This window comes from Bradyrhizobium sp. 4, assembly GCF_023100905.1.
Classification (GTDB): Bacteria; Pseudomonadota; Alphaproteobacteria; order Rhizobiales; family Xanthobacteraceae; genus Bradyrhizobium.
In genome coordinates this window covers 2,004,233-2,022,567 of sequence record NZ_CP064686.1, presented here as the reverse complement: position 1 = coordinate 2,022,567, position 18,335 = coordinate 2,004,233, and the positions used below count along the sequence as shown (strand labels likewise).

General features: G+C 65.4%; 20 protein-coding genes. 13 read left to right on the top strand and 7 right to left on the bottom strand.

Annotated elements, in window-relative coordinates; translation table 11 throughout:
• The first annotated feature begins 1 nt into the window (after position 1).
• The 3 genes from IVB45_RS09225 to IVB45_RS09215 all read left to right on the top strand — a co-directional run bounded on the left by IVB45_RS09225 (position 2) and on the right by IVB45_RS09215 (position 2,812).
• Complete coding sequence (locus tag IVB45_RS09225; RefSeq protein ID WP_007594883.1) at positions 2 to 583, top strand: TrgB-like protein; 582 nt, start codon at positions 2 to 4, stop codon at positions 581 to 583.
• A 70-nt stretch (positions 584 to 653) separates the two neighbouring features.
• Positions 654 to 1,583, top strand: coding sequence for a glycine reductase (locus tag IVB45_RS09220; RefSeq protein WP_247356969.1), 930 nt, complete (start codon positions 654 to 656; stop codon positions 1,581 to 1,583).
• A gap of 35 nt (positions 1,584 to 1,618) precedes the next feature.
• Positions 1,619 to 2,812 carry a CoA transferase gene (locus tag IVB45_RS09215; RefSeq protein ID WP_247356970.1) on the top strand — a complete coding sequence of 398 codons (1,194 nt, stop codon included), beginning with the start codon at positions 1,619 to 1,621 and terminating at the stop codon, positions 2,810 to 2,812.
• An 88-nt stretch (positions 2,813 to 2,900) separates the two neighbouring features.
• Here IVB45_RS09215 and IVB45_RS09210 read toward each other — a convergent pair whose 3' ends face one another.
• Complete coding sequence (locus IVB45_RS09210; protein ID WP_247356972.1) at positions 2,901 to 3,656, bottom strand: SOS response-associated peptidase; 756 nt, start codon at positions 3,654 to 3,656, stop codon at positions 2,901 to 2,903.
• 63 nt (positions 3,657 to 3,719) lie between these two features.
• On the opposite strand from IVB45_RS09210, the gene IVB45_RS09205 reads away from it, so the two are divergent.
• The 4 genes from IVB45_RS09205 to IVB45_RS09190 all read left to right on the top strand — a co-directional run bounded on the left by IVB45_RS09205 (position 3,720) and on the right by IVB45_RS09190 (position 5,665).
• Positions 3,720 to 4,220, top strand: a complete 501-nt coding sequence (locus IVB45_RS09205) for a hypothetical protein (protein WP_247356973.1) — start codon at positions 3,720 to 3,722, stop codon at positions 4,218 to 4,220.
• 18 nt (positions 4,221 to 4,238) lie between these two features.
• Positions 4,239 to 4,673 (top strand): NUDIX domain-containing protein, encoded by a 435-nt coding sequence (locus IVB45_RS09200; protein ID WP_247356975.1) that lies wholly within the window; start codon positions 4,239 to 4,241, stop codon positions 4,671 to 4,673.
• A gap of 47 nt (positions 4,674 to 4,720) precedes the next feature.
• On the top strand, positions 4,721 to 5,098 hold the full coding sequence (locus IVB45_RS09195) for a TIGR02301 family protein (RefSeq protein ID WP_007607220.1): 378 nt from the start codon (positions 4,721 to 4,723) through the stop codon (positions 5,096 to 5,098).
• A gap of 300 nt (positions 5,099 to 5,398) precedes the next feature.
• On the top strand, positions 5,399 to 5,665 hold the full coding sequence (locus tag IVB45_RS09190) for a hypothetical protein (protein WP_007594892.1): 267 nt from the start codon (positions 5,399 to 5,401) through the stop codon (positions 5,663 to 5,665).
• A gap of 92 nt (positions 5,666 to 5,757) precedes the next feature.
• Here IVB45_RS09190 and IVB45_RS09185 read toward each other — a convergent pair whose 3' ends face one another.
• From IVB45_RS09185 to IVB45_RS09165, 5 genes are all read right to left on the bottom strand, one after another.
• Positions 5,758 to 6,075, bottom strand: a complete 318-nt coding sequence (locus IVB45_RS09185) for a cupredoxin domain-containing protein (RefSeq protein WP_027568641.1) — start codon at positions 6,073 to 6,075, stop codon at positions 5,758 to 5,760.
• Between the two features lie 10 nt (positions 6,076 to 6,085).
• Positions 6,086 to 6,619 (bottom strand): DUF4142 domain-containing protein, encoded by a 534-nt coding sequence (locus tag IVB45_RS09180; RefSeq protein ID WP_247291137.1) that lies wholly within the window; start codon positions 6,617 to 6,619, stop codon positions 6,086 to 6,088.
• Between the two features lie 91 nt (positions 6,620 to 6,710).
• The gene (locus tag IVB45_RS09175) at positions 6,711 to 7,415 is read right to left on the bottom strand and encodes an RNA polymerase sigma factor (RefSeq protein WP_027568639.1); all 705 of its coding nucleotides are present in this window, start codon (positions 7,413 to 7,415) and stop codon (positions 6,711 to 6,713) included.
• A gap of 105 nt (positions 7,416 to 7,520) precedes the next feature.
• Complete coding sequence (locus IVB45_RS09170; protein ID WP_247356976.1) at positions 7,521 to 8,390, bottom strand: sulfurtransferase; 870 nt, start codon at positions 8,388 to 8,390, stop codon at positions 7,521 to 7,523.
• Between the two features lie 179 nt (positions 8,391 to 8,569).
• Positions 8,570 to 9,904 carry a dihydroorotase gene (locus IVB45_RS09165; protein ID WP_247356977.1) on the bottom strand — a complete coding sequence of 445 codons (1,335 nt, stop codon included), beginning with the start codon at positions 9,902 to 9,904 and terminating at the stop codon, positions 8,570 to 8,572.
• Between the two features lie 101 nt (positions 9,905 to 10,005).
• On the opposite strand from IVB45_RS09165, the gene IVB45_RS09160 reads away from it, so the two are divergent.
• From IVB45_RS09160 to IVB45_RS09135, 6 genes are all read left to right on the top strand, one after another.
• On the top strand, positions 10,006 to 10,887 hold the full coding sequence (locus IVB45_RS09160; protein WP_247356978.1) for a folate-binding protein: 882 nt from the start codon (positions 10,006 to 10,008) through the stop codon (positions 10,885 to 10,887).
• Positions 10,884 to 11,510, top strand: a complete 627-nt coding sequence (locus IVB45_RS09155; protein ID WP_247356981.1) for a DNA-3-methyladenine glycosylase I — start codon at positions 10,884 to 10,886, stop codon at positions 11,508 to 11,510. The genes IVB45_RS09160 and IVB45_RS09155 overlap by 4 nt, the downstream gene beginning before the upstream one ends.
• Positions 11,507 to 12,121: an HD family hydrolase gene (locus IVB45_RS09150; protein WP_247356982.1), complete on the top strand. Its 615-nt coding sequence runs from the start codon at positions 11,507 to 11,509 to the stop codon at positions 12,119 to 12,121. The genes IVB45_RS09155 and IVB45_RS09150 overlap by 4 nt, the downstream gene beginning before the upstream one ends.
• Positions 12,122 to 12,251: 130 nt before the next feature.
• Positions 12,252 to 12,758 carry a protein-tyrosine phosphatase family protein gene (locus tag IVB45_RS09145; RefSeq protein ID WP_027568633.1) on the top strand — a complete coding sequence of 169 codons (507 nt, stop codon included), beginning with the start codon at positions 12,252 to 12,254 and terminating at the stop codon, positions 12,756 to 12,758.
• A 19-nt stretch (positions 12,759 to 12,777) separates the two neighbouring features.
• On the top strand, positions 12,778 to 13,746 hold the full coding sequence (locus tag IVB45_RS09140; protein ID WP_247356983.1) for an NAD regulator: 969 nt from the start codon (positions 12,778 to 12,780) through the stop codon (positions 13,744 to 13,746).
• A 49-nt stretch (positions 13,747 to 13,795) separates the two neighbouring features.
• Positions 13,796 to 16,501: a DUF2339 domain-containing protein gene (locus IVB45_RS09135; protein ID WP_247356985.1), complete on the top strand. Its 2,706-nt coding sequence runs from the start codon at positions 13,796 to 13,798 to the stop codon at positions 16,499 to 16,501.
• A gap of 3 nt (positions 16,502 to 16,504) precedes the next feature.
• Here IVB45_RS09135 and IVB45_RS09130 read toward each other — a convergent pair whose 3' ends face one another.
• Entirely contained in the window at positions 16,505 to 18,193 is a 1,689-nt protein-coding gene (locus tag IVB45_RS09130; RefSeq protein ID WP_247356986.1) for a methyl-accepting chemotaxis protein, read from the bottom strand.
• Between the last annotated feature and the right edge of the window lie 142 nt (positions 18,194 to 18,335).

Genomic DNA, 18,335 nt, shown 5'->3' with positions numbered 1-18,335 from the left:
CATGACGATTTCCGACCGCGTCCGCATCAAGGACGTCCGCGTGCTCTCGGACGGCTGGACCACGCTGAAGAACACCACGTTCGAGTACCGGCGCGCCAATGGCGAATGGCAGACCCAGCACCGCGAGACCTATGAGCGCGACAACGCCGCCGCCGTGCTGCCGTATAATCTCGCTCGGCGTACGGTGATCCTGGTGAAGCAATTCCGCCTGCCGGCCTTCATCCGCGGTTACGACGATTTGCTGATCGAGGCGGCCGCCGGCGTGCTGGACGATGCCTCGCCCGAGGTACGCATCCGCGCCGAGGCCGAGGAGGAAACCGGCTATCGCCTGCACCACGTCCACAAGGTGTTCGAGGCGTTCATGAGCCCCGGCGCCATCACCGAGAAGCTGCATTTCTTCGTCGCCGAATACGAGCCGGAGATGCGGGTCAGCGACGGCGGCGGCCTCGAACATGAAGGCGAGGACATCGAGGTGCTGGAGCTTGGCATCGACGAGGCGCTGGCGATGATCGCAGACGGGCGCATCATCGACGCCAAGGCGATCATGCTGCTGCAGCATGTGGCGCTGCATGTGTTTCGGTGAACTTGCTTACTCTTGAGCTCACCCCCGACTATCTCTAGTCTGTCGCCAACGAGAACCAGGAGACGCGCCCATGTCCGCTTCGCGCGACGACGAATTCGGCTTTGCGCCCGACTATGACGCCCCCGTGCCCTATATGCAGCGCACGCGGGACTATTACGCCGCGATTGGCTACACCACCGCGTATCGCTGGGCCCACTACACCGAGGCGCCGTTCCAGCCGCTGAAGAAGCCGCTGTCGCAGTCGCGCGTCACCATCATCACGACGGCCGCGCCGTACGATCCAGCCAAGGGCGACCAGGGTCCGGGCGCGGCGTATAATGGCGGTGCGAAATTCTACCAGGTCTATGACGGCGACACGGCGAAGCCGCACGACCTTCGCATCTCGCATATCGGCTACGACCGCAAGCACACCACGGCCACCGACAACGGCACCTGGTTTCCGCTGCCGCAGCTTTTGAAGGCGAGTGCTGCGGAGCGCATCGGCGAGGTGGCCCCGCGCTTCTTCGGCGCGCCGACCAACCGCAGCCATCGCGTTACCCTCGACACCGACGCGCCGGAGATTCTGGCGCGCTGCCTTGCCGACAAGGTCGATGTCGCCGTGCTGGTGCCGAACTGCCCGGTCTGTCACCAGACCACGGCGCTGGTGGCGCGGCATCTCGAGGCGAACGGCATTCCGACGGTGATCATGGGCTGCGCCAAGGACATCATCGAGCACGCTGCGGTGCCGCGCTTCCTGTTCTCGGATTTTCCGCTCGGCAATTCCGCCGGCAAGCCGCACGACGTCGCCTCGCAGGCGCAGACGCTCGAGCTGGCGCTCAGATTGCTGGAGAACGCGAGCGGCCCGCAGACCACCATGCAGTCACCGCTACGCTGGAGCGAGGACGCCTCCTGGAAGCTCGACTACAACAACGTCGCGCAGCTCTCAGCCGAAGAGCTGGCGCGCCGCCGTGCCGAATTCGACAAGCAGAAGGAGATCGCGCGCGGCAATCGCGCCGCCTGACGCCTCCGACAACCAGAACAAAAAGGGAGAGCGACGTGACGCGACCGTTCGAAGGCGTGAAGATCCTGGACTTCACGCAAGTGCTGGCTGGCCCCTATGCGAGCTACCAGCTCGCGCTCCTGGGCGCCGAGGTCATCAAGGTCGAGCGGCGCGAGGGCGAGGACATGCGCCGCACGCCGCTCTCGCGCGAATGGGCCGACCGCGGTCTCGCGCCAGCGTTCCAGGCCATCAACGGCAACAAGCGCAGCCTGACGCTCGATCTGCAAAAGCCCGACGCGATCGCGATCGTGAAGAAGCTCGCCGCGCAGGTCGACGTGGTCATGGAGAATTTCCGTCCCGGCGTGATGGACAAGCTCGGCATCGGCTATGAGGCGCTGTCGACGATCAATCCGAAGCTGATCTACTGTGCGGTATCAGGCTTCGGGCAGACCGGTCCGGATCGCCTGCGACCCGGCTATGACGGCAAGATGCAGGCGCTGTCCGGCATCATGGCGATCACGGGCCATCCCGAAACCGGCCCGACGCGTGCGGGCTTTGCGGTGTGCGACGTGCTGTCGGGCGCCACGGCTGCGTTCGGCGTGTCGAGCGCGCTGTACCAGCGCGATCGCACCGGCAAGGGCCAGCTCATTGACGTCTCCATGCTGGAGGCGACGATGGCGTTTCTGTCGGGGCAGATCGCGGACTGGTCGGTCGCCGGCCATCGCCAGCAGCTGTCAGGCAATCAGGCTGTCAGCCGCAGGACCACGGCGAATTTATTCAAATGCGGCGACGGTCACATCCTGCTCGCCGTCAACAACGAGAAGCAATACCGCGCGCTGATGTCTGCACTGGGCCGCGAGGATACGTTCAGCGACCCGCGCTTTGCCGACTGGTTTGCCCGCAACGAGAACGAGCCGGCGCTGCGCGCCATCATCGAACAGGCGCTCGCGGCAAGGCCGGCGCGCGAATGGGAGACCATTCTGGAAGATGCCGGCGCGCCCTGCGCCAGCATCTGGAAGGTCGAGGAAGTGATCGACCATCCGCAGATCAAGGCGCGCGGCGCGATCCAGGAGCTCGACACACCCTATGGGCGGCTTCGTTTCGCCGGCAGCGGATTCAAGCTCGCGCATGGCGGCGGCAGGCTGGACCGGATGGCGCCGGAGCTCGGCTCGGATACGGACGCGGTGCTGGGCGAACTGGGATTCGACGCGGCGGAGATCGCGGCGTTGAGGGCGAGGGAAATCGTGTAAGGGCTGCCGCCTAAAACTCCACCGTCTCCCGGCCCCCCGTGCGCAATTGCGCACTAGGCCGGGACGACCGTTGTTTTGTGGTTCGCAGCTAGAACAACGACCCCTGCCCGTCATCGGCTGAGCCGGCCGCCGCTTTCCGCACCACCTTCTTCTTCGGCGCTTCCGCTTCCGTGTCCTCCGCACTGCTTGGCAACAGCAACTGGTCGTCGTCATTGGCGACGCGGTTGACGCGGGTGGAGACCGGGTGCCAGGCGAATTCGCCGATGCGCGGGGCGGTCATCAGCGGCAGCACGGCATCGACGTCATCGCTGCGGCTGTCGAGCCACCGCTCGAAATCGCGCGGGCTGATGGTGACGGGCACGCGGTCATGCAGCGTGGCGAGATCCTCGCCTGCGGCCGCCGTGACGATCGCGACCGTGTCGAGCTCCTCGCCGTTCGGCCCAACCCAGGTCTCGAACAATGCGGCAAAGCCGAGCGGCGCGCCGTCGGCGCGATGGATGAAGAAGGGCTGCTTGCGGCCATCCTCCGTCTTCCATTCGTAATAGCCGTCGGCCGGGATCAGGCCGCGACGTCGGCGAATCGCGCGTTTGAAGGCGGGCTTCTCCAGCACCGTCTCGGAACGGGCGTTGATCAGGAGCGTAAATCCCTTGGGATCCTTGACCCAGCCCGGCAGCAGACCCCAGCGCATCAGTCGGAAATGGCGCGCGCCGTTCTCGGCCAGCACGACCGGAATCGGTTGTGTCGGGGCCACGTTGAACCGGGGCGGGAAATTCGGCTGCTCAATGTAGCCGAACAGTTGCCGCAACGCCGCGGGGGCCGAAGTTATGACGAAGCGTCCACACATCCTTGAGGGCCTATATAGGGTCCGTTCAGGTCCTTTTAACCCCGAACGTTAACACTGCGGCAGATGAGCTCAACGGTCTCCCAGCCGGCGCGAATGCATGGACAGACGGCGCCCGAGGCCGCGGCCTGGGCCGAGCGGCTGCGCGTGGCCAACATCAACCCGCGGACCGGGCTTGCCACCGACTATCTCAACCATTTCAATGAAGCCGTGATGCTGCTGGAAATGGTCCCCGACATGCCGGAATGCGCGGAAGATTTTCTGACCTGGTCGCCGCTGTCCTATGCCGAGCATTTCACGGCGTCGAATTTCAAGGCCCGGGATCTGGCGATCGAGGCCTATGAAAACGCCGACCCGAACGTGCGCGCCCAGTTCGACCACCTCACCGACACCATGACCTCGATCCTGACGGCGGTCGGCTCGGCCATGCGCGAGGTCGAGAAGGACACGACCCGCGTTCGCCTCGCCGAGCAGGCCGCCCACTGGGTCAAGCCGCTGATCGCGGCCTGCGGCGGCATCATCAATGGCGGCGCGGAAGCCGACGTCGACAACATCATGGCGAACTAGGCCCGAGCAGGTGAAGTCATGGCTGCGATCGTCCAGCCGGCCCATCCCCAGATCGCGGTCAGTGCCGCGATTTTTCGTGACGGCAAGGTGCTTCTGACCCGTCGCGCACGCTCGCCGGCAAAGGGGTTCTATTCGCTGCCGGGCGGTCGGGTCGAGTTCGGCGAATCGCTGCACCAGGCGCTGGCGCGCGAGATCGACGAGGAGACCGGGCTCGATATCGACATCATTGGCCTCGCGGGCTGGCGCGAAGTGCTCCCGGCCGCGGCCGGCGCGGGCCACTACCTGATCATGTCCTTTGCTGCCCGATGGGTGGCCCGGGAGCCGGTTCTCAACCACGAGCTCGACGACTACCGCTGGATCGCCCCGGAGGCCCTGGCGAGCCTTGGCGACCTCAAGCTGACCGGCGGGCTGGAAGAGGTCATCCAGTCCGCCCACCGGCTGATCGGCCCCTGACGGCCACGCCTTGCGTCCACCGCCCCGAGGAGGCATACACTCGGCCGATGTCGACGCGATTTCTGGCCATTTTTGCCCTGATTCTCGCCTGTGCCTCGGTGCCCACGAGGGCTCAGGACGGGGCAGCGCCGTTTGACGGCGATTTGCAGCGGCTGGCGGAGATTCTCGGTGGGCTGCACTATCTGCGCGGCATCTGCGGGTCCAACGAGGGCAACAAATGGCGCAGCGAGATGCAGGCGCTGATCGATGCCGAAACCCCCGCCGGTGAACGCCGCACCCGCATGATCGCCGGCTTCAACCGCGGCTATAACGGTTTTCAGCAGACCTACCGGAGCTGCACGCCGGCCGCGACGGTGGCGATCCGCCGCTACATCGAGGAAGGCGCGAAGATCTCGCGCGATCTCACGGCGCGTTACGCGAACTGATTCCTGTCGGCTTCATCCTGCAACGCAAATTCCTCATCCTGAGGATCCCGCCAAAGCGGGCGTCTCGAAGCATGAAAGGCCCGGCTCTAGCGGGGCCTGCATGGTTCGAGACGCGCGCGAACAACGCGCTCCTCACCATGAGGATTGGGCTGTCGGACGCGCGGCGGGGAACCCCGTCGTCGAGTTTGTACACAGCCGTTAACCGTTCCTAAAGATGTGGCCTAGCGGGCGTTAACGCGCGTGCTACACCTCTCGCACAGCGCATCGCCGTGGATCGCGCCCCAGCCCTGATCGAGTTTCATGAGCCATCCAGTGTCCTACGCCCCCGCACGCGCGCCGCTGCCCGATCACGAGCAGAAGCAGGCCGCACTGAGCTATCTCAACGAGGCCTGGGCCGAAGCGCGCCATGATGGCGTCGACGGCGACTGCCTGGCGCAGGCGAGCCTGTTTGCGGCCCTTGCCGAGCTCGTCGGCACCTATGGCGAGGACGCGGTGGCGAAGTTCGTTGAAGGCTTTCCCGGCCGCATCCGCAACGGCGAATTCTCGGTCGATATTTCCAGACAGTAAGTCTTCCTCCAGGCAGTAAGCCTTGCCGAAAATGCCCCCGCCACGCGGGCGGGGCCAGTTTCCGCTGCCGTGGGGAATACGCTCCCCAGCCGTTAGGGCTCGATCTTGAGCGTCGCTTTCATGTTGGGATGATAGCGGCAGTAATAATCGACCGTGCCTGCCTTCTTGAGAACCAACGTCCCTGATTTTTTCGCAGGCAGGTTGACGTCGAAATCGCCGTTCCCAGCAGTCGCGGTGTGGGCGAAGACGTCCTTGTTGATCCATTCAATGGTGTCGCCGACCTTGGCCGAAGCGTCTTTCGGCGACACTTCGAGATTCTCCATCGTGATCTCGATGGTCGCAGCGTGCGCCGGGACGGCCAACGCCACGAGCAGGACCGCTGACACGATCGCAGACAATCGTCCCGGCATCATTGCCTCCCTATTTCAGCTCCGCCGCGACATGCTCGGCATGCTGCTGATGCCCCTGGAAGATTTTCAGGCCGGTCTGCAGCAGGCTCTTCAGCTCGGCATTGCTGGCGGATGGAATGAGCTGGGTTTCCAGCGCGCCGTTGACCGTCTTGTGGTAGGCGACCTCGTTTGCGACATAGGCCTTGTCGAAGGCCGCACCATTTAGCTTGTCGAGTTCGGCGAGCTTATCGCTCGCCTGCTTTGACAGCGCCTTGCTGGTGTCGTTGTCTTCAGGCGTGACGTTCAGCTTCTTGACCAGCGCGAGCGCCTGCTTGTTGACGGCCTCATGGTCGCGCAGCATGTCCTCGGCAAATGCCTTCACGTCCTTGTTCTTGGCCTTCTTCTGCGCCTGCTTGGCTGCGTTGATGTCGATCACGCCCGCGGTGTAGGCGATGTGGGCGATCTGCGGATCGGTCGGCTTGTCGGCTGCTCTGGCGTCTTGCAGCAGCGCAGGGCTCGACAACAAAATTGCAGCGGCGATCGCCGCGCTCCAACGAACGAACATGGTTTGACACTCCTGTGGTGCCGGACGCTTTGCCGGCGCGTTGCTTCACAGGCGTTGGATGGAATTCTCGCGCGAACGTTCCCGAAAAACTTCAGCCGCCGATGCCGAGCCGCTTCAGCACCGACACGGTCAGCCGCTCGCAGCGCCACCCGGCGAACGGGAACGCATCCATCACCACCGGACCGATCTCCTTCTCGACGTTCTCGCGCAGCATGGTCCGCGCACGGTGCAGCCGCGTCTTCACGGTCTCGGGCTTGACGCCGAGCAGCTCGGCGGTCTCCTCGATGTTCATGCCTTCCATGACGCGTGCGACGAAGACCATCCGGAAGACATCCGGCAACTCATCGATGGCGCGCTCGACGACGCGCTGGATTTCACGTTGGGCCATGGTCCTTTCCGGATCGCCTGCGGGAGAAGCGGGAAATTTGATGATCTGCGCCTCGAGCATCGCTTCGGGCACCGAGCCGAGTTCGACATGCGGCCTGGCGCTTCGCGCCCGGCCAAGCGCCTCGTTGATGGCGATGCGCGACAGCCAGGTCGATAGCCCGGACTCGCCGCGGAAGCCGTCGAGATGGGTGAAGGCGCGGACATAGGTTTCCTGAACGACATCCTCGGCTTCGCTGTCGCTGCGCAGAATTCCGCGCGCCAGACGATAGAGCCTGCGGTTGTTGGCCTGCATGATCTCGCGCAACGCGGCCTCGTCACGGCCCCGCGCGCGCTCGACCAGTTCGGCTTCCAAGGTCCGTATTTCCGATGTTTTTGCGCCGGCGGATAGGCCGGCTGCGGTCCGTGGCATGGCGGTCACCTGCTCGATTGGCTTCGTTCCCGGACATTGGATGCCGCCCCAAGGGAAAGGTTCCCAACTTTCTGTCCCTCCCCTGGGGGAGGACCAGGGAATGTCCTAATCTGTCTCGATCGGGAGCGCCGGATCCCTCGCCCACTCGCCCATCGAGGCGTCGTAGAGCGTCAGCTTGTCGTAGCCGAGCTGCGTCAGCAACAGCAGGTCGATCGTCGCCGAGATGCCGCCGCCACAATAGCAGATCACATTCTTGTCGCGGGTGACGCCTGCCGCGGCGAATTTGGCTTCGGCATCGGCGAGCGAGGTCAGAGTCTTGTCGGCATTGACGAGCGTTGCCGCTGATACGTTGACGCTGCCGGGAATGCGGCCGGGCCGCCCGTAGCGACTCGGCTCGAGGCCGCGATGAAATTGTGGACCGAGCGCGTTGACGATAACAGTCGCGGAATCGCCGAGCCGTGCCTTCACTGCATTCTTGTCGACGAAGAAGCCAGCGCGCGGTGTGGCCTTGAAGGTCGTCGCCGGATAGCCCTTCGGGGCGCCTGTTACGACCGGCCGTCCCTCGTCCTTCCATTTGTCGAGGCCGCCGTCGAGCACCCGCGCGTCGACGCCGAGCGAGCGCAGCATCCACCAGACCCGCGTCGACCACATCATGGTGCCGATGCTGTAGAGGACGACCGACTTCGATGCATCGAGGCCGTGGCGGCCGAAGGCGGCCTCCAGCTGGGCCACATCAGCCATCATGAAGAATTGCTGCGCGGAGGCGTCAGAGAACTCGCCCTGCAGGTCGAGAAAATCGGCGCCCGGAACATGGCCCGCCTCGAACGTCTTGTCGCCGGGCACCGCGCGATAGGGCACGTCGCTGCCCGGCGGCACCGGCTCGTTGTAGGTCGTGCAGTCGTAGAGGCGCAGGTTGGGATCGCCGAGCTGGGCTGCGAGTTGCTCGGTGGTGATGAGGGGTGTTGGTTGGGTCATTCATTCCTCCCTCAGCGTCGTCCTGGCGAAAGCCAGAACCCATTGCCACAAGTTCAAATTGTGGCGCACACGTGTAGCCACCCATCTTCGCAACAAAATGCAGTCGGGATAATGGGTCCTGGCTTTCGCCAGGGCGACACCCGGATGTGTGGGAAGTTTGTGCCGCTTACCTGCAATCCCTACTGCTTCAACGTCTCCAGAAACCGCACCGGCTCACCTTGCGAGGCCGTCACGAGCTCGCCCTGCCACATCACGCGGCGGCCGCGGACGAAGGTGCCGACGGGCCAGCCGGTGACGCGGACGCCGTCATAGGGGGTCCAGCCGGCCTTGGACGCGACCCATTTGTTGGTGATGGTCTCGCTGCGCTTGAGATCGACGACAGTGAAGTCGGCATCGTAGCCGGCGGCGATGCGGCCCTTGCAGGCCATATTGTAGAGGCGCGCGGGGCCGGTGCTGGTGAGATCGACGAACCTTGCCAGCGACAGGCGGCCGGCATTGACGTGGTCGAGCATGAGCGGCACCAGCGTCTGCACACCGGTCATGCCGGAGGGCGAGGCCGGATAGGTCTTCTGTTTCTCTTCAAGCGTATGCGGGGCGTGGTCGGAGCCGAGCACGTCGATGATGCCCTGCTCGATGCCGCGCCAGATCCCGGCGCGGTGATCGGCGCCGCGCACGGGCGGGTTCATCTGCGCCAGCGTGCCGAGCCGCTCGTAGCATTCGGGCGCGACCAGCGTGAGATGATGCGGCGTCGCCTCGCAGGACGCGACATCCTTGTGGTCGCGCAAAAATTCGATCTCTTCCTTGGTCGAGATGTGCAGCACGTGGATGCGCTTGCCGGTCTCGTGCGCGAGCTTGACCAGCCGCTGCGTCGCCATCAGCGCCGCGGTCTCGTCGCGCCACACCGGGTGCGAACGCGTGTCGCCCTCGATGCGCAGCGGCTTGCGTTCATTAAGACGGTATTCGTCCTCGGCGTGGAACGCGGCGCGGCGGCGGATCACCTGGAAGATGCGGCGCAGGCTCTCGTCGTCCTCCACCAAGAGCGCGCCGGTCGAGGAGCCGATGAACACTTTGACGCCGGCGCAACCTGGCGCCCGCTCCAGCACCGGCAGATCCTGCACATTCTCGCGGGTGCCGCCGATGAAGAAGGCGAAGTCGCAATGCATGCGGTGATGGGCGCGCTTCACCTTGTCGGTGAAGGTGGCCTCGGTCACGGTCAATGGCGAGGTGTTCGGCATCTCGAACACGGCGGTGACGCCGCCCATCACGGCGCTGCGCGAGCCGGTCTCGAGGTCTTCCTTCTGCTCCAGCCCGGGCTCACGGAAATGCACCTGCGTGTCCATCACGCCGGGCAGGATGTGCAGACCCTTGCAGTCGATCACCTCCGCGGCGGAAGCCTGCGACAGCGCGCCGATCTCGGCAATGCGGCCGTTGACGACGCCGATATCGCGGGCTCCCTCGCCGTCCTGGTTGACGACAGTGCCGCCCTTGAGGATCACGTCGAAACGCTGGGTCATGGCTGAAGGCCTCTCTCGTCCCCAAGCGCAGGGCTTGAGGTCTTGTCGTTTTTGCCTTGCGGGCTTACGTTCCGGAGCAACATGTCGCAAGAGATTTTCGTATGAAATCAGCGTTTCTTCCGGACCGGGGCGTGATCAAGGTCGCGGGCGAGGATGCGCGCAACTTCCTCAATGGCCTCGTCACGACCGATGTCGACAAGCTGAAACCGGGCCTGGGCCGATTCGGCGCGCTGCTGACGCCGCAGGGCAAGATCATCGTGGATTTCCTGATCACGGAAGCGCCTGCCGGCCATGGCGGTGGGTTCCTGATCGATTGCCCGAAGCCGCTTGCCGACGGCCTCGCCACCAAGCTGAAATTCTACAAGCTGCGCGCCAGGGTCACGGTGGAAAACCTGTCCGAGGATCTCGGCGTGCTCGCGGCCTGGGACGGCAAGCCTGCGGCCCAACTCGACCTCGCCTTCGCCGATCCGCGCAATGAGGACCTCGGCACCCGCATCCTGATTCCCGAAGATCTCAAACAGAAGCTGTCCGATCTGATCGGCGCCGAGATGGTCGACGCCGCCGCCTACGAGGCCCACCGCATCGCGCTCGGCGTGCCGCGCGGCGGGCTCGATTTCACGTACAGCGATGCGTTCCCGCACGAGACCAACATGGACCGCCTTTCCGGCGTCGATTTCGACAAGGGCTGCTATGTCGGCCAGGAGGTCGTCTCGCGCATGCAGCATCGCGGCACCGCGCGCACCCGTAGCGTCAAGGTGCTGCTCGAGAACTCCTCGCCCGAGCCCGGCGTCAGCGTTCTCGCCGGCGACAAGCCGGTCGGCACGATGGGCTCGTCGGCGCAGGGCAAGGGTATCGCGCTGGTGCGCATCGACCGCGTCGCTGATGCGCTCGATGCAGGACAGGCGCTGACTGCCGGTGGCCTCGCTGTGAGGCTTGCGGAACCAGGCGTCGTGCGCATTCCAACGAAGCAACCCATCGCATGAGCCGTGCTCCCCGCCTGCATCCCGACGGAAAGACGCGTTGCCCCTGGCCCGGCGAAGATCCGCTCTACGTCGCCTATCACGACACCGAATGGGGCGTGCCGGAATACGACGACCGCGCGCTCTATGAGAAGCTGATCCTCGACGGTTTCCAGGCCGGCCTGTCCTGGATCACGATCCTGCGCAAGCGCGACAATTTCCGCAAAGCCTTCGACGATTTCCAGCCGGAAAAGATCGCACGCTACAACGAGAAGAAAGTTCACGCGCTGATGAACGATGCCGGCATCGTGCGCAACAAGGCCAAGATCGACGGCGCGATATCGAGCGCGAAATCCTATCTCGGCATCATGGAGAAGGGCCCCGGCTTCTCGAGATTCCTGTGGGACTTCATGGACGGAAAGCCCAAGGTCAATCATTTCAAGACCACCGCGAGCGTGCCGGCCTCGACGCCGCTCTCCATGCAGATCTCCAAGGAGCTGTCCTCGCGCGGCTTCAAGTTCGTCGGCCCGACCATCGTCTATGCCTTCATGGAGGCGACCGGCATGGTCAACGATCATCTCGTCGACTGCCATTGTCACGCGAGCTGCGGCAAGACGCAGCGCAAGCAGCGCCTCAAGGCCAAATGAGCGTGAAGAAGACGGAACGCGGCGCCGACACCCGCGCCTGGCAACGCATGCTGTCGGGCCGGCGGCTCGATTTGCTCGATCCCTCCCCGCTCGATATCGAAATCGCCGACGTCGCGCATGGGCTGGCGCGTGTCGCCCGCTGGAACGGCCAGACCATTGGCGCGCACATCTTCTCGGTCGCGCAGCACACGCTACTGGTCGAAACCGTGATGCGGCACGAGAACCCGCGCGTGGATCTGCGCGTGCGGCTCGCCGCGCTCCTGCATGACGCACCCGAATACGTGATCGGCGACATGATCTCGCCGTTCAAGGCTGTGCTCGACGGTCATTACAAGGCGGTCGAGAAACGCCTGCTCGGCGCCATCCACATCCGCTTTGGCCTGCCGCCGGTACTGCCGGAGGAGATCACGCTGGCGATCAAGGCCGCCGATCGCGGCGCGGCCTATCTGGAGGCGACGACGCTCGCCGGCTTCAGCGAGAGCGAGGCCAGGCGCCTGTTCGGCAAGAATCCCGGCCTCTCAGACAGCGTCCGGCGCGATTATCTCACCCCCTGGACGGCTGCCCGGGCCGAGAAGCAGTTTTTGGAGCGGTTTGGCGCCGTATTTGCGTAGGTCCTGCAGGGCGGGCAATGGGGCCCTTGCGCCGCCCCACTGATTTTGCGCAATGAGACGAAAGTGGTGGGTACGCTTCGCTTTGCCCACCGCGCCAACGCTCGCTATAATCTGCGGAAAAAGGTCCGCCATGATCCACGTCTGTTCTCTCGCCGCCCTTCCCGAAACCGTCCGCCTCACCAAGGCCAGCCACGTGCTGACCGTGATGGCCAATGTCGAGCAGGTGGCCCGGCCGGTGTCGGTGCTGCCGGCCAACCATCTCAAGGTGTCGATGGACGACATCACCGAGGAGATGGACGGCTTCGTCGCGCCATCGGAAACGCATATCGAGCAGGTGCTGAACTTCGTGCGCGGCTGGGACCGCGACGCGCCGCTGGTGGTGCATTGCTATGCTGGCATCAGCCGCTCCACCGCGAGCGCCTTTGCCGCCGTGTGCGCACTCAATCCGGATCGCGACGAGACCGAGATCGCGAAGAAGATCCGGGCAGCTTCCCCGATCGCCTCGCCGAACCGCCGCATCGTCGGCCTTGCCGACCGTGCGCTGGGCCGCAACGGCCGCATGCTGCGCGCACTCGACGAGATGGGCCCGGGCGCGATGATGGTCGAGGGCCGCCCCTTCGTGATCGAGCTCGAATGACAGTTGCGATCGCCATCGCATGAGCGAAAAGCTGCTGACGCCGATCGAGATCGGCCTGACTGCCGCGATCGTCGCGATCGAGGATCACGAGCCGCTGATCCTCACCGCGCGCGACAGTGACGGACTGGCGGGCCTGCCGTTCGGCCCGTTCGATGCGCCGAGCCATCGCACTTTCGAGATCGGCCTGCGGGCCTGGGTCGAGGAACAGACGGGGCTGCGGCTCGGCTATGTCGAACAGCTCTACACGTTTGGCGATCGCGGCCGGCATGCCGAGGCCGGCGACACCGGCGCGCACATGGTGTCGATCGGCTATCTCGCACTGACGCGCGCCATCGGCGGCGAACTGGCAGCCACGAGTGCGAGCTTCGCGCCATGGTATCGCTTCCTGCCTTGGGAGGACCGGCGAGAGGGCCCGCCCGCGATCATCGCGGACGACATCATCCCGGCATTGACCGAGTGGGCCGAAGAGGAGACGCCGGAGACGACGCGCGCATTGCCGCGCAAGGATCGGGTGCGGTTCTATTTCGGTCTGGACGGCGCGTCCTGGGACGAGGAGCGCGTGCTCGACCGCTACGAGCTCCTGTATGAGGCCGGGCTGGTCGAGGAAGCACGGCGCGACGGCCGCCCTGCGGCATTAGCGCGCAAGGCCCTGTCCGCGCTCGGCACATTCATGCGCTTCGACCACCGCCGGATTCTTGCGACAGCGATCGCGCGACTGCGTGCCAAACTGAAGTATCGTCCTGTGGTCTTTGAACTTTTGCCCGCCGAGTTCACACTCACGGAATTGCAGTATACGGTGGAGGCGATCTCCGGCCGACACCTGCACAAACAAAATTTCCGCCGCCTGGTCGAAATGGAAGCCCTGGTCGAACCGACCGGGGTGATGTCGACACAGACGGGCGGACGTCCGGCGGCGCTCTACCGCTTCCGTCGCGACGTGCTCCAGGAGCGGCCCGCGCCGGGCTTGCGCGTACGCTCCCGGCGCTAACCCGATATATGCGTGATCGGCCCCTGCCCGCCGATTGCCTGGAGGCTTTATGTCTGACGGCCCGTTTGACGTCTTCGCGCTGATCATTGCGGTCATCGCTTTCATCATCGCGATTAAGGCCTCCAGCCAAGCGTCTGAGCTGCGACGACGGCTAAGCTCGCTCGAAGAGACGTTCCACGCGCAACGGCCCGTGCAGCCGCCGCGGATCCCGGCAGATGTGTGGGCTGAAGCGTCCGCGACGACTTCCGCAGCGCCGCCGCCACTTGTGCCCCAAGCCGAACCAGGAGCCGAGGCGCCGCCCCCGCTCGTCCCCGAGGATGTTTCGCCGCCACCGCTCGCAGCGAACACCGAGGCCGACGCGCCGCCGCTGCCCGCACCCGCGCCCGGCTTCGAGGAACGGCTCGGCACGCGCTGGGTGGTGTGGATCGGCGGCCTTGCGCTCGCGCTCGGCGGCTTCTTCATGGTGCGCTATTCGATCGAGGCCGGCCTCGTCGGCCCCGGCGTGCGCGTGTTCCTTGGCGGCGTATTCGCGCTGGCGCTGCTGGGGGCCGGCGAATGGTCACGCCGCAAAGAGAGCATCTCCAATATCGCCGCGCTGCCGATCGCCAACATTCCCGCGATCCTCACCGCTGCCGGTACGGCGGTGGCATTTGCGACCATCTACGCAGCTTACGCGCTCTATGGCTTCCTCGTCCCCGCGACCGCCTTCGTGCTGCTCGGCCTCGTTGCGCTCGGCACGCTGGCCGCGGCGCTGCTGCACGGGCCCGCGCTCGCGGGCCTCGGCGTGGTCGGCGCGTTCGTGACGCCGATCCTCGTCTCCAGCGGCAAGCCGGACTATTGGGCGCTCTACATCTATCTCGCGATCGTCACCGCTGCGAGCTTCGGCCTCGCCCGTATCCGGTTGTGGCGCTGGCTTGCAGTCACCACCATCGCCTTCGCCGTGCTCTGGATCTTCCCGGGGCTCGATACCGGCGACTTGCAGGTCGCGCCGCACGCTTTCCATGTGATCGCAGGCTTCGTTCTTGCCGCTCTTCTCGTGGTCTGCGGCTTCATGTTCGGCCCGACGATCCAGGACGGCGAGATCGAACCGGTCTCGTCGGGCTCGCTCGGCGCCTATCTGTTCGGCGCGATGCTGATCGTGCTGTCGAGCGCGCATGCGGACCTGGCGCTGATCGCCTTCGCGCTGCTGGTCGGCGCGACGCTGCTTGTCGCCTGGCGCGCGCCGGCGACCACCGGCGCGCTCGGCGCAGCCGCCGCAACCGTCTTCGTCGTGTTCGCCGAATGGGCGGTGCGCGCCAATCCCGACATGCTGGTGCTGCCGGGCGGCCCCATCGCCGGCATCGCACCGACGGCGATCGACACTGCGGTGACGCTGCATCTGGTGATGGCGGCGATCTTCGCCGCCGGCTTCGGCATCGCGGGCTTCCTCGCGCAGGGCCGTTCGAACTCGGCGATCATTCCAGTGGTGTGGTCGGTCGCGGCTGTCGCGACGCCGATCGCGATCCTGGTCGCGCTCTACGCACGCATCGCGCATCTCGACCGCTCGATTCCGTTCGCCATCCTCGCGGTGCTGCTCGCCGCCGCCTTTGGTGCTGCCACCGAAGCCCTTGCGCGCCGCGAGACCCGGCCGGGCGCCATGATTTCCACGGCCTTGTTCGCGACCGGCACGCTCGGTGCGTTGGCGCTGGCGCTGACATTTGCGCTGGAGAAGGGCTGGCTCACGATCTCACTGGCGCTGATGTCGCTCGGCACCGCCTGGATCTCGATGCAGCGGCCAATCCCGTTCCTGCGCTGGCTGGCCGCGATCTTCGCCGGCCTCGTCACCGCACGTATCGGCTATGATCCGCGCATCGTCGGCGACGCCGTCGGAACCACGCCGATCTTCAACTGGCTGTTGTGGGGCTACGGACTGCCGGCGGCATCGTTCTGGGCAGCGAGCCTGTTCCTTCGCCGACGCGCCGACGACGCCCCGCTGCGCATGGTCGAGAGCGCCGCTATCCTGTTCACCGCGCTGCTCGCCTTCATGGAGATCCGCCATTTTGCGACCGGCGGCGACGTGACGTCAGCACCGTCGCTGCTCGAATGCGCGCTGCAGGCCTGCGTCGCGCTCGCCATGGCGATCGGGCTGGAGCGTCTGCGGCAGCGCAGCCGCAGCATCGTGCACAATGTCGGCGCGGTCGTGCTCACGGCGATCGGCGGGCTCGTCAGCGTGTTCGGCCTCTTGATCCTGGAGAACCCGCTGCTGTGGCGCACCGACGTCGGCGGCGCCGTGTTCAACCTGCTGCTGCTCGGCTACGCGCTGCCAGCGGTGCTGATGCTGCTGCTGTCCTATGCCGTGGCCGGCGAACGCGGCAAGGCCTACGCCAACACGATTGCGGGCGGTGCGCTGCTGTTCGCGTTGGCCTATGTCACGCTGGAGATCCGCCGCTTCTATCACGGTCCGATCCTCTCCAGCGGGGCGACGACGGGCGCCGAGCAATATACCTATTCGATCGGCTGGCTCGGCTTCGGCGTGGTGCTGCTGGGCGTCGGCATTCTCGTCAATTCCGAGCGGGCGCGGCTGGCGTCGGCGGTCGTGATCGCGTTGACGATCCTGAAGGCGTTCGTCATCGACATGTCGACGCTGACAGGCGTCTACCGCGCGCTGTCGTTCATGTGCCTCGGCATCGTGCTGGTCGCGATCGGCTGGCTCTACCAGCGCATCCTGTTCCGGCGGCAGGTCGCACCGCCGCCGGCTCCGCAGACGAGCATGTGAGGATCAGGCCGCGCGAACCGATTCCAGGAATTGCGCGACCTCGACCTTGAGACGGGTGCTGTCCGTCGCCAGCGATTTCGCCGCCGACAGTACCTCGGTGGAAGCCTCGCCAGTCTCGATCGCGCCGCGCTGCACGTTCGTGATGTTCGACGAGACCTCCTGCGTGCCGACCGAGGCCTGCTGCACGTTACGCGAGATTTCCTGCGTGGCGGCGCCCTGCTCCTCGACGGCAGCGGCAATGGCTGCAGCCACCTCGGACAGCCGCTCGATGGTGCCGCCGATCTCCTGGATGGCACTGACCGATTCCTGCGTCGCCGCCTGGATGCCCGCGACCTGCGCCCCGATCTCGCCCGTTGCTTTCGCAGTCTGCTCAGCCAATGCCTTGACCTCGGACGCGACGACCGCGAATCCGCGGCCCGCTTCGCCGGCACGTGCGGCCTCGATGGTCGCATTCAGCGCCAGCAGATTGGTCTGGCCCGCGATGGTGTTGATGAGCTCGACGACATCGCCGATGCGGGAGGCAGCCTGCGACAGCGCATTGACGCGGTCGTTGGTCCGCGTCGCCTGCTCGACGGCCTCAGCGGCCATTCGCGCCGAGTCCTGCACGCGGCGGCTGATCTCGGTGATGGAGGACGACAGCTCCTCCGAAGCGGATGCCACCGCCTGGACGTTGGTCGAGGCTTCCTCGGAGGCGGCCGCGACGACGGTCGCGAGTTCCTGTCCGCGCTGCGCGGTGTTGGTCAGCGTCGAGGCGGAGGCCTCGAGCTCGGTCGAGGCCGAGGACACGGTCCCGACCACCTCGCCGATCATGGCTTCGAATTTGCTGGTGATGGCGTCGACACGGCGGCCGCGTTCGATCTTGGCTTCGGCATCGCGCGCAGCGGCCTCGTCGGCGGCCTTCTTGGCGATCAGCGCCTCCTTGAAGATCTGCAGTGCATCCGCCATCGATCCGATCTCGGTCTTCTCGCCGCGATGCGGCACCTCGGCCGAAAGGTCGCCCTCGCCGAGCGACTGCATCGGGCGGATGATTGAGGCAATGCCACGAGAAACGTCGCGCACGAGATAATAGGCGGCGCCGATCGCGATCACGACCGAGAGCACGATGATGCCGACCAGCACGCGGAAGATCATCGCGTAGCTATCGGCGGCCTGCTTCGTCTCAAGCTCGGCGCCGCGGTTGTTGAGCTCGATGCCCTTCTGAAGCAGGGGGTCGGCGGCCTGGGCCATCTTCGCAACCTTGGTCTGCAGTAGCTCGTTGGCGTCGGCCGGGAAGCGGCCGACATTCTTGCGCGACAGCGCCATCACGTCCTGCACGCCGTTCAGATACTCGGCCCACGCCGTGCTCCATTGCCCATAGAGCGAGCGCTCTTCGGCGGAGGTGATCAGCGGCTCGTAGACCTTGCGCGTCTGGTCGATACGCGCCCGGAGCGAGGCGAGGCGCTTCTCGGCGGCGTCCTTGCCCTCAACGCTGTCCTGCATCAGATGCAGACGCAGCGCGACGCGCAGCTCGTTGATGTCGGCGCGAAGCGAGCCGAGCGCGCGCACGCTGGGCAGCCAGCTCTCAGCGATCTCGACCGTATGGGAATTGATGTTCTGCATGGTGCCGATCGCCGTCACGCCGACACCGGCGAGCGAAAGGACGAGGACCGACAGCACGGCCAGAAGCTTGAAGACGATGGACAATTTCGACATCACGACAAATCCCGATGTTACCTCGCAACACGCAAACCACCTGCGCCGCAAATCGCCACGAAGATGGCGAGACGGAGGTCAGTTCAACAATGCTGGCTGGTTCTTATCCCGTGAGATTGCACCTATAGTCGCAAGTAGGCGT

What these genes read in the sequence shown, in the direction of transcription:
- IVB45_RS09225 (WP_007594883.1), top strand. Translation starts at nt 2, where the DNA reads ATGACGATTTCCGACCGCGTCCGCATCAAGGACGTCCGCGTGCTCTCG.
- IVB45_RS09220 (WP_247356969.1), top strand. Translation starts at nt 654, where the DNA reads ATGTCCGCTTCGCGCGACGACGAATTCGGCTTTGCGCCCGACTATGAC.
- IVB45_RS09210 (WP_247356972.1), bottom strand. Translation starts at nt 3,656, where the DNA reads ATGTGTGGACGCTTCGTCATAACTTCGGCCCCCGCGGCGTTGCGGCAA.
- IVB45_RS09205 (WP_247356973.1), top strand. Translation starts at nt 3,720, where the DNA reads ATGAGCTCAACGGTCTCCCAGCCGGCGCGAATGCATGGACAGACGGCG.
- IVB45_RS09200 (WP_247356975.1), top strand. Translation starts at nt 4,239, where the DNA reads ATGGCTGCGATCGTCCAGCCGGCCCATCCCCAGATCGCGGTCAGTGCC.
- IVB45_RS09195 (WP_007607220.1), top strand. Translation starts at nt 4,721, where the DNA reads ATGTCGACGCGATTTCTGGCCATTTTTGCCCTGATTCTCGCCTGTGCC.
- IVB45_RS09190 (WP_007594892.1), top strand. Translation starts at nt 5,399, where the DNA reads ATGAGCCATCCAGTGTCCTACGCCCCCGCACGCGCGCCGCTGCCCGAT.
- IVB45_RS09185 (WP_027568641.1), bottom strand. Translation starts at nt 6,075, where the DNA reads ATGCCGGGACGATTGTCTGCGATCGTGTCAGCGGTCCTGCTCGTGGCG.
- IVB45_RS09180 (WP_247291137.1), bottom strand. Translation starts at nt 6,619, where the DNA reads ATGTTCGTTCGTTGGAGCGCGGCGATCGCCGCTGCAATTTTGTTGTCG.
- IVB45_RS09175 (WP_027568639.1), bottom strand. Translation starts at nt 7,415, where the DNA reads ATGCCACGGACCGCAGCCGGCCTATCCGCCGGCGCAAAAACATCGGAA.
- IVB45_RS09170 (WP_247356976.1), bottom strand. Translation starts at nt 8,390, where the DNA reads ATGACCCAACCAACACCCCTCATCACCACCGAGCAACTCGCAGCCCAG.
- IVB45_RS09165 (WP_247356977.1), bottom strand. Translation starts at nt 9,904, where the DNA reads ATGACCCAGCGTTTCGACGTGATCCTCAAGGGCGGCACTGTCGTCAAC.
- IVB45_RS09160 (WP_247356978.1), top strand. Translation starts at nt 10,006, where the DNA reads ATGAAATCAGCGTTTCTTCCGGACCGGGGCGTGATCAAGGTCGCGGGC.
- IVB45_RS09155 (WP_247356981.1), top strand. Translation starts at nt 10,884, where the DNA reads ATGAGCCGTGCTCCCCGCCTGCATCCCGACGGAAAGACGCGTTGCCCC.
- IVB45_RS09150 (WP_247356982.1), top strand. Translation starts at nt 11,507, where the DNA reads ATGAGCGTGAAGAAGACGGAACGCGGCGCCGACACCCGCGCCTGGCAA.
- IVB45_RS09145 (WP_027568633.1), top strand. Translation starts at nt 12,252, where the DNA reads ATGATCCACGTCTGTTCTCTCGCCGCCCTTCCCGAAACCGTCCGCCTC.
- IVB45_RS09140 (WP_247356983.1), top strand. Translation starts at nt 12,778, where the DNA reads ATGAGCGAAAAGCTGCTGACGCCGATCGAGATCGGCCTGACTGCCGCG.
- IVB45_RS09135 (WP_247356985.1), top strand. Translation starts at nt 13,796, where the DNA reads ATGTCTGACGGCCCGTTTGACGTCTTCGCGCTGATCATTGCGGTCATC.
- IVB45_RS09130 (WP_247356986.1), bottom strand. Translation starts at nt 18,193, where the DNA reads ATGTCGAAATTGTCCATCGTCTTCAAGCTTCTGGCCGTGCTGTCGGTC.